8 protein-coding genes and 1 pseudogene are annotated in these 11,248 nt (G+C 66.9%); 6 read left to right on the forward strand and 3 right to left on the reverse strand.

The genetic code is table 11. The features are described 5' to 3' along the window. The 3 genes and pseudogenes from MJ797_RS23620 to MJ797_RS23630 all read right to left on the reverse strand — a co-directional run. Positions 1-241: pseudogene (locus tag MJ797_RS23620) on the reverse strand (hypothetical protein); the annotation flags it as partial. A gap of 641 nt (positions 242-882) precedes the next feature. Next, positions 883-1,788 (reverse strand): sugar phosphate isomerase/epimerase, encoded by a 906-nt coding sequence (locus MJ797_RS23625; protein WP_239341350.1) that lies wholly within the window; start codon positions 1,786-1,788, stop codon positions 883-885. Between the two features lie 139 nt (positions 1,789-1,927). Then, positions 1,928-2,752, reverse strand: a complete 825-nt coding sequence (locus tag MJ797_RS23630; protein ID WP_239341352.1) for a trans-aconitate 2-methyltransferase — start codon at positions 2,750-2,752, stop codon at positions 1,928-1,930. A gap of 810 nt (positions 2,753-3,562) precedes the next feature. Here MJ797_RS23630 and MJ797_RS23635 point away from each other — a divergent pair. From MJ797_RS23635 to MJ797_RS23660, 6 genes are all read left to right on the forward strand, one after another. After that, on the forward strand, positions 3,563-4,711 hold the full coding sequence (locus MJ797_RS23635; RefSeq protein WP_374582872.1) for a sensor histidine kinase: 1,149 nt from the start codon (positions 3,563-3,565) through the stop codon (positions 4,709-4,711). A gap of 106 nt (positions 4,712-4,817) precedes the next feature. Next, the gene (locus MJ797_RS23640) at positions 4,818-5,585 is read left to right on the forward strand and encodes a LytTR family DNA-binding domain-containing protein (RefSeq protein WP_239341356.1); all 768 of its coding nucleotides are present in this window, start codon (positions 4,818-4,820) and stop codon (positions 5,583-5,585) included. A gap of 14 nt (positions 5,586-5,599) precedes the next feature. Continuing rightward, entirely contained in the window at positions 5,600-6,022 is a 423-nt protein-coding gene (locus tag MJ797_RS23645; RefSeq protein WP_239341358.1) for a hypothetical protein, read from the forward strand. Positions 6,023-6,034: 12 nt separating this feature from the next. After that, on the forward strand, positions 6,035-7,819 hold the full coding sequence (locus MJ797_RS23650) for a cation acetate symporter (RefSeq protein ID WP_239341361.1): 1,785 nt from the start codon (positions 6,035-6,037) through the stop codon (positions 7,817-7,819). A gap of 202 nt (positions 7,820-8,021) precedes the next feature. Further along, positions 8,022-8,384, forward strand: a complete 363-nt coding sequence (locus tag MJ797_RS23655) for a DUF485 domain-containing protein (RefSeq protein ID WP_239341365.1) — start codon at positions 8,022-8,024, stop codon at positions 8,382-8,384. Further along, complete coding sequence (locus MJ797_RS23660) at positions 8,381-10,030, forward strand: cation acetate symporter (protein WP_239341363.1); 1,650 nt, start codon at positions 8,381-8,383, stop codon at positions 10,028-10,030. The genes MJ797_RS23655 and MJ797_RS23660 overlap by 4 nt, the downstream gene beginning before the upstream one ends. Positions 10,031-11,248: the final 1,218 nt, after the last annotated feature.

Below are 11,248 nucleotides of genomic sequence, written 5' to 3' on the forward strand. Positions count from 1 at the left end.
CCGTGCCCAGCCGCGCGTCCACGCCGGCGCGGAAGGCGTGGAATCCGCCTGCCAGCGGGCCGGTGTCCGGGTAAAGAAGACCGATCTTGATTTCGTTCGCGGTTACTCCGGGCACCGCGCAGTCCTTGCTTTCCCGGCTGCTGTTGGGCTGCGGCGTCCCACACGCGGCCGTCGTCAACGCGACCGCGGCACTCACGACTGCGACAGCTACCCGCTGGGCGGTTCGGTGCTGTCTGTCCATAGAGAACCCCTTGCCAGGAGCGTGTGCTGAAAAATCCGTGACTCCCGAACGATGAATGGGTGAGAGTGGATGCGGCTGGCGGAGCACGGTTGGACGACCGGCCTACAGGCTCTGGGGACGGTCAATCGCGGCGGACGGGTGCGGCTGGGAAATCCTGGGTGTAGCCGGCTGCACCGAACAGCTGGCAGGCCGGGACCGTTCGCCGGCTCGCTGCGATGACGGGGCTGGGGCGCCGGTGGTGCCCGGCATGGGTGGGGGTGGCCCGTTTCCCGGAAAGCCGCGCTGTGCGTTGGCCGGCCGCACTCGTGCCTGAGAATTCTGCTGGTAACCGTTGACGGAGCCGACCAGGTCGGCGGTGACGAAACCGGCGGGTTCGGCCACCGTCACCTCAACCGGTTCTTCAGCGGTCTGTGTCACATCCGACAGCCTGAGCCAGGACCCACAGCGTGAGATAGCTCCAAACGGAGATCTCGGTCAGGAGGTCTCCGGGCAGAGACAGCGGACAGGGCCGACGGCCGGGCGTGCCGGCCGATATGGGTACTCGCCTCGTCGGTACGGGTAAGACTCCCACCACCTGCCCGCGTGCCATCCGCCGGGCCCGGCGGACAGGAAGTCTCGGTGCGTGGAGCGCGTGCGTGTCGCTATGGTGCGGAGCTTCTCACCGGAGTCGTTGCCGGCCGCGGCGGGTGGAGCGGGCCGTGCTCTGGATGATCGAAATTGGTGGTCGGCAGGGTGCTGAGGAAGGTTCTGGCCTGAAACGCCGCATGGATGCGTGCCACGCCGGGAGCGGCGGATGCTTCCACCATCACCGGTCCGCGATAGCCGGCGTCGGCGAGCTGGTTGCACAGCCGCGTATGGTCGATACGACCGGTTGTACCGGGCCAGCGTTGCTCGTGCTCCGGCTGTCCGGCCGGTGGCGGGTCGGCCAGCCGGACGTCGATGACTCGCTCCAGCCAGGTGCGGGACTCGGTGGCGGTGGTGGATGCGAGATCGCCGAGGGCGCCCGCGGCGGCGAGATGGGCGCTGTTGACGACGAGCCCGGTGGCCGGGCCAAGGGCGGACAGCAGCTCGACCAGGTCGGTGAGGCTGCCTGCCGGCTCCTGCGGAGTGTGCCAGGTTGTGGTCGGCCGGTGCAGGTGCTCGATGCCGCATGTCAGTCCGGCTGTCCCCGCGAGATCGACCAGGTTCGCGAGCGCTCCTGGCAGGGCATGCCGGCGCGTTGCGATCGGGATGATGTCGGCTGGCAGCCGAGAGGAGACCACGGCCACTCTGAGCCGGGCGCTGTATGCGGCGGTGGCGGTGAACGTGGCCAGCGCGGCGTGCCGGGTGGCCGCGTCGGCGGAAAAGAGATCATTTATGGGGTAGACCCAGGTGACGGTGAGCTGATGGTGGTCGACGAGCCGCGCGAGGCGGTCGCGGTCTGTCGGCGGGGTCAGGTGCAGGTGCAGGTGCACGCCGGTGAAGCCGGCGGCGATCGCCATGCGGGTGACGGTTGGCGGATCATCATCGGGGTATCCGAGGCTCTGTAATGACAGTGACGGGATCATTGCGGGGCCTTGCCGGCGCGGTGACCGGTTGGTGCCGAGCAGCGTGTGCTGAGGCCAGCCGCCGTGGCAGCCCGGTTCGAACCGGCTCTGTTGCGCGGCGCGTGATCCGGCCGCCCGGCGTGGCCCCGCTGAAGCGTGCTCATGGGCGGATATCCAGGATGTAGCGGGTGCCGGCCGCGTCCGCTGGAACGGCGTGGTCCTGGTAGCGGGTGCGGACGTCAACAACCCGCAGGCCGGCCAGCTCAGCGATGAGCAGCAGTTCCGGAAGGTTGTAGGACCGCATGACGTGGATGTGCTCAGCCTCGTCCAACAAGGCCAGATCCGGGCTCGTAACGGTATGTCGAATCCGTTCGGTGACAACATGTGTGGTGCGATCAATGCTGATCGTGGTCGTGACCGTCACCGAGCCATCCGGGTGCCGATGGGTTCGTTGCGGGAGGGAGATCGGCATGTCCAGCGCGGCCCGGTAGACCGGATCGTCCCAGAACGCCTTCACATCGAGCAGCAACCGCCCCCCGACCGTTAATCGAGCCGCATAGTCGGACAGGACACCAGCCTGATCGTCAAGGACGTACTGGAAGACCCCGGAGGTGAACAGCACCTGCCGAACCGGCGGCAGAATGTCGGGGGCGTGCCGCAGGTCGGCATATACCAGCCCGACCTGACCGTTGCAGCGTTTCCAGGCGGCGGTGAGCATCGCCCCGCTATGATCCACCCCGGTCGCTGGGATGCCCGCCGCGACGATCGGCGCCAGGATCCGCCCGGTGCCGCAGCCGACCTCGACCACCGGTCCGCCGAACTCGGCAGCAGCCGCCGTGTAGAAGCTGCTGTCGGCACGGCAGGCGCCGAACTGCGCGTCGTAAAAGGCGGCTGAGGCCTCGAACAGCTGATGATTCGCCTTGGCCACATGTTGCGGGTCGATCTCGACCGACTCTGCGAGACGACCGAGCCGTACCGCGGTCACTGGTATTCTCCCGCGGATATCGCGGGCGCGGTGATGTGTTCTCCGATACTCCTCGGCCGCTGGTAAAGCATTGTAAATGGTGCGCAGAATAACATGTGTGAACCCATTAGTTGGCCTCGTGGTTGCTGGATCATGTCGAGTGTGTTCGGTAGCATCGGAGACTCTCTGTGGAGCTGATATGTGATCATGCGTTGTCGACTGTGCGCCAGCGCCGTGGTCCGCGGTAATGTGGACAGGCCTGGCAAGCCGGTTGGCAGGCAGGTTTGCCGCGGTCCGGTGCCGTGCTGATCGGTCTCGCTGGCGGGACGCGGTGTTACCGCCCGGTGGCCGAATCCCGGTTATTCATCCGGAGGTCAGCTATTCTTGGCATAGGCATCTTTCTTCCAGTGGTGCCGGTCGGCGCGCGATACGGCCGGTGAGCTCTGAAAGCCTGGCGCTGGACCGGCCGCATCGGGTAGCTCCGATCGGAGGTCTCGGTGCGGGGGTCTCCAGGTGGAAGTGGCGGACGAGTCCGAGCGGGCCGATGATGAGGACGATGGGGTATGAGTGGCGAGGGCCCGCGACGGCCGGGGCCCACCGCAAGGCCCTTGTCGCCGGTCGTTTGTGCCGGGTGGGCCAGCCATCCCGGACGTCTCGCACAGTGGTTACCGTGAACGCGGCGGTCACCGTGCCCACGGTGGTCACCGTGGGCACCGGGGAACCGGGCGCGACGAACAAGCCGGGCACGGCCGGGTCGTTGTCCGCGGCTGTCACACGAACGTGATTGTCGGTAGCATTCCTGGCGTCGGGCTCGCGGCCGGGGCCGCGGTCATCCTCGCCGTTGCCGTCGCCCTCGTTGTCTGGGGCCGCCGGCATCGCGGTGACCTCGGGACAAGCGCTGACCGGGCCACGTTCGCGACCCTGCATACCGCCTCTTTGGCCGCGCCCCACCTTCGTGAGGGGCTGACACCGACCGGCGCGTCCAGAGCCGTCCGTCATCTGCGTGCCCTGCTCGGCACCTCGGCTGTTGCGTTGGTGGACGTCGCCGCGACCATCGCCTGGGACGGGGCTGGATCGGGGGCGCACGCCGAGTCCGCGATCCAGCATGCCGGCTCAGCGCTGACGACCGGGCGGACCGTGGTCCTCACCGCGTCCGACGTCGCCTGCGCCGATCCGGACTGCCCTGTCCGTGTTGCTGTGGTTGCCCCGGTGACCAGCGAAAACCAGGTCGTCGGCGCACTGGTCGCCTATGCGCCCAGCGTCGGCGCCGGCTTGGTCCGGGCAACTGAGGAGGTGGCGCGTTGGGTTTCCACCCAGGTCCAGCTCGCCGAGCTGGAGGTGTCCAGAACCAGAGCCGTCGAGGCGGAGCTACGGGCATTGCGTGCCCAAATCAGCCCACATTTTGTCTACAATTCACTGGCGGCGATCGCCTCGTTTGTCCGTACCGATCCGGAATGCGCCCGCGTGCTGCTGCTGGAGTTCGCCGACTTTACCCGTTATGCCTTCCGCCGGGGTGGGGAGTTCACCACACTCGCCGAGGAGATGCGCAACATCGAGCGCTATCTCGTGCTGGAGAAGGCCAGGTTCGGCGACCGGTTACAGGTGCAGATTCTGGTAGCTCCGGAGGTGCTACCGGTCGCGGTGCCATTCCTTGCCATCCAGCCACTGGTGGAGAACGCCGTACGGCACGGATTGGAGGAGCGGACCGGTGTCGGCCACATCTCGCTCGGGGCCACCGATGACGGCGCCGAGGCACACATCTGGGTGGAGGATGACGGGGTGGGCAGTGATCCAGAATTGGTTCGCCGGGTCCTGGCCGGTGAGTCGGACGCGGATTCGATCGGGCTGGGCAACGTCGACTCCCGGCTGCGCTCGGTCTTTGGCGACGCCTATGGGCTTGTCGTGGAGACCGCACCGGGGGCCGGCACGAAGGTGAGCTTCCGGGTGCCCAAGTTCGCGTCGGGGGTCCGGGCCGGCTGAATGCACACCAGCGTGTTCATGCTGGCTGGACCCTGATGTTCTGAAGTAATCTCCAGTTATGGTGAGTTATGTCAGCTCCGATGTCCCGCCACGGTGAGATGCCGCGGTGAGAGGCCGCGGTGAGAATCTGAGCGCGCTGGTGGTGGATGACGAGACGCCGGCCCGCAACGAGCTTGTCTGGTTACTGGACGCGGATGGGCGGGTGAGCCGGGTCCGCGCGGCGAGCAGCGGAGCCGAAGCCCTGCGGGCTCTCGACGCCGAACGGTTCGACGTCGTGTTCTGCGATATCCGGATGCCCGGCCTGGATGGCCTGGATCTTGCCCGGGTGCTCGGGCGCTTCGCCGTCCGCCCGCAGGTCGTGTTCGTCACGGCCCACGAGCAGCATGCGGTGGCCGCCTTCGACGTGGCGGCGACCGACTACCTGCTCAAGCCGGTCCGAGCGGAGCGGCTGGCCGAGGCGCTACGCCGGGTCGTCGATACCGGTGGCGCTGTCGGCGGCCACACAGCGTCAGCGCCGGATGAGACGATCGCCGTGGAGCTCGGTGGTGTCACCCGGTTCGTCCGGCGGTCGGAGGTGCGCTTTGCCGTGGCGCGCGGTGACTATGCGCGCCTGCACACCGCGTCCGAGGGTCACCTGGTGCGGATCTCTCTGACGGCGCTGGAGGAGCGCTGGGCTCCGGTCGGATTCGTCCGCATCCACCGCAGCACCCTGGTCGCGCTCGCCTTTATCGACGAGGTCCGCATCGAGGCGGGCCGCTGTTCCGTCCGGCTCGGTGACCGTGTCCTGCCTGTCAGCCGCCGGCACAGCAGACAGCTGCGGGACCGTCTCGTACGCTCGGCAAGCCTGGCTCGGAGCCAGGGCGACCGGCTCTGACAGGAGGCTGCGGGATGGAAACGGGCGACACGCCGGACGGCGGCTCCCGGCCGGAAACACGAGCGGCCCGCCCATCGGCACGGGTACGCATAACCAGCCCGCGGATGGATGCCGCGCCCCGCCCGCCCGCGTGGCCGCTGGCCCGGGACCTCGACGAGCAGACCGCGCTTGGCGAAGTCTATCTGCGCTCACTCCTGCGGGCACAGATATGGCTGGGAACGTCGCTGCTGGGAACAGTGCTGCTTGCGATCGGCGCGATCCCGGTCGTGTTCGCGATGGTTCCGGCGCTGGGCACCGCCCGGCTGCTCGGCATCCCGCTGCCCTGGCTGCTGCTCGGTCTCGCGGTTCATCCCGTGCTGCTGGTGGCCGCCTGGTGGTACATCCGGATGGCGGAACGGAACGAGCGCGACTTCGCCGGCCTGGTGGACCGGCACTGAGGCCACTGGGGAATGGTGAACGCTTGGCCGCAGTCGCTGGCTGTCGCTGGCGTCTGCCTCGCGACGCTGGGCATCGGCGGGCTCGGGTTACGGCTGTCCCGCACCACGAGCGACTTCTACGTCGCGAGCCGGTCGGTCAGCCCGCGTTGGAACGCCGCGGCGATCAGCGGTGAGTACCTGTCGGCCGCGAGTTTCCTGGGTGTCGCGGGCCTGGTGCTCGCCTCCGGTGCCGAGATGCTCTGGTACCCGGTCGGGTACACCGCGGGATACCTGGTGCTGCTCGTCCTGGTGTCGGCACCGTTACGCCGGACAGGCGCTTACACGTTGCCGGATTTCGCCGAGATCCGGATGCGGTCCCCACTGGTCCGCCGGGTTGCCTCCCTGCTTGTCGTCGGCATCGGCTGGTTGTATCTGGTGCCGCAGTTCCAGGGGGCCAGCCTGACGCTGTACACAGTTGTCGGCGCACCCCGCTGGGCCGGAGTCGCCATTGTGGTCGCGGTCGTCCTGGTGGGTGTGCTGGCCGGCGGGATGCGCTCGGTAACGATCACGCAGGCGTTTCAGTACTGGCTCAAGCTCACGGCGATCGCGGTACCGGTTCTTTTCATGCTGGTGGTCTGGGGCGCCGACGGCGCGCCCGACCCGTCGGCCGGAGGACATCCCGTTACCCGGCAGACGACGACGGTGCACCTGATCGAGGACACCCGGCTGCGCGTGGTCGAACCGGTCACCCTGACCGTACATGGACAGATCAACGGCGATCGTGTGGACGGGAGTGTGCGGCTGGCCCCTGCCGCCGCACCGGCCGACAGCGTACTGCTGGCCGCGGGCAGCACGGTCACCCTGGCGGCCGGCGAACCGGTACCGCATGCCGAGCAGATCATGCCTCTCGACGGCTCCAGCTGGTCGCGGCCAACCGCGGCCGATGGGCGGGGTCCCGCCCTGTACCGGACGTATTCGCTGATGCTGGCGCTCCTGCTCGGCACGATGGGATTACCCCACGTGATCGTGCGTTTCTACACCAACCCTGACGGGAGAGCCGCTCGGCGGACCGCGGGCGTCGTCGTCGCCATGCTCGGCGCTTTCTACGTCTTCCCGCCCCTGTATGCCGCGCTGGGCCGGATCTACACTCCGGACCTGTTGCTGACCGGCCGGACGGACACGGTGGTGCTGCTGCTGCCGGGGCGGCTGCTGCCCGGGGCCGGCGGGCACGCGATCTCCGCGCTGGTGACCGCGGGCGCTTTCGCCGCCTTCCTGTCCACCTCGAGTGGATTGACGGTGTCGGTTGCGGGGGTGCTTGGTCAGGACCTGCTCCGCGGCCGGGTGAGCGTTTCCGGCTTCCGGATCGGAGCTGTCATCGCGGTGGCGGTTCCGGCGTCGGTTTCGCTGCTCGCCACGCAGGTCGGCCTCGCTGACACCGTCGGCCTCGCGTTCGCGGTCGCCGCGTCGACGTTCTCCCCGTTGCTGGTACTCGGTATCTGGTGGGAGAAGCTGACGGTGACCGGCGCGCTGACCGGACTTGTCGTCGGCGGCCTGCTCGCGGGAGCGGCGGCGACCGTCACCATGGTGGCCGGCACGCCGGCCGGCCTGGCTGGTGCGATGTTCGCCCAGCCCGCGGCGTGGACGGTGCCGCTGGTGTTCGTGGTGATGATGGTTGTCTCGCTGCTTACCCCGGGCAGCACCCCGGCGGGAATCCGCCAGCTCATGGTGCGTCTGCACGCTCCCGAAGGCCTGGGCCTCGACCGCGGCGCGGCTCCCCGGCAGGGAGCCGCGCCGCCGGGCCGCGGTGGCAGGAGATAGCGGTGGTGGTAGCGCTAACCGTTCGTCGCGTGAAACCGGCCGTTCGTCGTGCCCGCCCGGCCCGCAGAGCGCTGAATCCGTGCCACTGATCGCACTCGTGTCTACGAGGAGTGCGATGGATTCCAGCTCCGCGACACAGTGATAGCTGTCACAGGCCGCTTTGGGTGGTCGAGCGACGATCTTTGGAGGATGCCGGGTGAGCATGATTGACGTCGTCCATGGCGGCGAAGGTAAATCCCACAGCGGCAGTGGCTCGACGCCGAGCTACCGCAGCATCCAGGACAGCCCTGAGTTCATCGAGCACCGGCGGCGTTTCCAGCGCTTCGTCTTCCCGGTGACCGCGCTGTTCCTCACCTGGTATTTCCTCTATGTCTGCCTCGCCGCGTTCGCGCGCGGCTTCATGGCCACCAAGGTGATCGGCAACATCAACATCGGATTGCTGCTCGGGCTCGGTCAGTTCGTTTCGACCTTCACCATCACAATGATTTATATCCGATGGGCTGACCGGCGTTTCGACCCGACCGCGGAGCGGCTGCGCGCGCACTTCGAGGGGGGCGAGTCATGACAGCCACGTCCGGAACCACCCTGCTCGCCGCCGAGACCGTCGGCAAGCCAGCGGTCAATATCACGATTTTTGTGATATTTATCATGATCACTTTGGCCATCGTCATCCGGGCGTCGGGCGGCAACCAGAGCGCCGCCCACTACTACACCGGTGGCCGGGCGTTCACCGGTCGGCAGAACGGCATCGCCATCTCGGGCGACTACCTGTCAGCGGCCTCATTCCTCGGCATCACCGGAGCCATCGCGCTGCAGGGGTACGACGGCTTCCTGTATTCGATCGGTTTCCTCGTCGCCTGGCTGGTCGCGCTGCTGCTCGTCGCCGAGCTCCTGCGGAACACCGGCAGATACACGATGGCCGACGTGCTCAGCTTCCGGCTGCGACAAGGGCCGGTGCGTACCGCCGCGGCGATCTCGACCCTGGCGGTCAGCTTCTTCTACCTGCTCGCGCAGATGGCCGGCGCCGGCGGACTGGTGAACCTCCTGCTCGGCATCAAGGGGAGCACGGGCCAGAACCTCACGATCGCCGTCGTCGGCATCCTGATGATCGTTTATGTGCTGGTCGGCGGAATGAAGGGGACCACCTGGGTCCAGATCGTCAAGGCGGTCCTGCTCGTCCTGGGCGCCGCCCTGATGACCTTCTGGGTGCTCGGCAAGTCCGGCTTCGATCTCTCCTCGATCCTCGGCGACGCGGCCGCGGCCAGTCCCAAGGGCGACGCGGTGCTCGAGCCCGGCGTCAAATACGGTCTGTCCACCCTTACGAAGATCGACTTTATCTCGCTGTCGATGGCCCTCGTACTCGGCACCGCCGGCCTGCCGCACGTGCTGATGCGCTTCTACACGGTGCCGTCGGCCCGGGAGGCACGCCACAGCGTGGTATGGGCGATCGGCGTCATCGGTGTCTTCTACCTGTTCACCCTCGTCCTCGGTTACGGCGCGATGTATCTGGTGGGCGCGAAGCGCATCAACGCCGCGCCGGGGAAGGCCAACGCGGCGGCTCCGCTGCTCGCCTACGAACTCGGCGGCACGCTGCTGCTCGGGATCGTCGCGGCGGTCGCGTTCGCCACGATCCTGGCGGTTGTCGCCGGCCTCACCATCACCGCCAGCGCGTCCTTCGCCCATGACGTCTACAACAACGTGGTGAAGAAGGGCGCCGCCGATCCGGACGCGGAGGTGCGGGTTGCCCGGACCACCGCCGTCGTTATCGGCGTGGTGGCGATTGTGGGTGGCATCTTCGCCAAGGATCAGAACGTCGCCTTCCTGGTCGCGCTGGCCTTCGCCGTCGCCGCGTCGGCGAACCTGCCGACGATCCTCTACTCGCTGTTCTGGAAGGGGTTCACCACCCGCGGCGCGTTGTGGAGCATCTACGGGGGGCTGATCTCATCGGTGCTCCTCATCGCGTTCTCCCCAGTTGTTTCGGGGAAGGTCGACGCGGCTACCGGGAAGAGTGTGTCGATGATCACAGATAAGTCGATCGACTTCTCCTGGTTCCCGCTGGAGAATCCCGGGATCGTTTCCATCCCACTGGCCTTCCTGCTCGGCTGGCTCGGGTCGGTCACCAGCCGGGAGTCGCGGAACGCGGACAAGTTCGCCGAGATGGAGGTTCGTGCTCTCACCGGAGCCGGGGCGGAGAAGGCACTGGTCCACTGATTTTCCCGGTCCGAAAGGACGGGAGCAAGCCCGCCGGTATGCTCCCCCGGCCGGCGAGACGAGGCAGGGCGGTCAGCGTGGACCGCCCTGCCTCGTCTTTTTGGTGGGCGGCCATATCTGGCTCTTCGCACTACGCCGGAAACTGTATCCGATCAGTTACGTCTACTAACAGGAAATGTCGCTACTGGACCGAAACAATCGCGTTGTCGCAGGTCCGAGCGACCGACATTGTCCAGTGGCTAAGTTTCCCATTAGCATCAAGTGCCCGATGTGGCGGAGTGTGGCCAACTGGGGCATTTATCCGGGATCCGACTACGTAGTGTCTACTGACGCCGATCGCTTTCAGTGATAGATCCAACGCCATATCCGGTGTAGTGCGAAGAGCCCCATATCTCGTGGTTTCTGCCGCAGGTGCAATGCGGGCCGGGCAATGCATCGTGAACGGCAGCGGCACCCGTGGCCTTCCAGCGACTGAGGTCGATCGGATGGTTGCGGTGAGTAAGTTATTGGTCCTTGTGGACGTTCGCCTCTCGGGTATGGTTAAACTCCTCCGCAGGCCGGGGTCGGTACCCTTGATAAGCCCACTCCGGACGTCATGTACGCTCAGTGGCGAACTTTGCTGAAGGCCAGTCCTGGCGGCGGTTACTGAGGCCCACGACAGGACAGAAGACGTCGAGGGGGTGCCCGAACAGCGGTGTGACACCCAGCGCCAGCGGGCCGTTTCCGTAGGCGAAGGCTCCGTTTTGGTAGTTATCGGAAGATCTTCCGACAGCCCCACGTCGAGTGCTTCCAGGTGGAGGTCTCCATATGGAGATTGCGAGTAGAGTTGGCGATAGGACATCCTGAATGGTTATAGTTATTCTGTGCCCACTCGCGTCACGGATGTCATAGTTCGAATGTCCGTGTGTTGGGCGTGTGCTGGTATGAAGCCGGATCCTCCGCCCGGGGTGCAGCAGTGTGTTTCCGCACGCGCGTGCTGACCGACCGACTGGCTGAGTGGCTGGTGGGTGTGTCGGTGATGCGGTGGCCTGGTCCCGAGAGAGGGATGATTAATGTCGAGCGAAGACGTCCTGGGGGAGGTTCGTCCCCGGCGGGAGAGTGTGGCGTTTATCGATTCCGCTGGTCCTGGCTGGTCTGTCGCGGAGCCCCGGGACGCGGTGTTCACGGTTGCTCCGTGGGTGGCGGCGGGCCTGGTGGATACCGCACGTGGGCTGGTCA

The sequence above is a fragment of the Protofrankia sp. CiP3 genome (assembly GCF_917627345.1).
Taxonomy (GTDB): domain Bacteria; phylum Actinomycetota; class Actinomycetes; order Frankiales; family Frankiaceae; genus Protofrankia.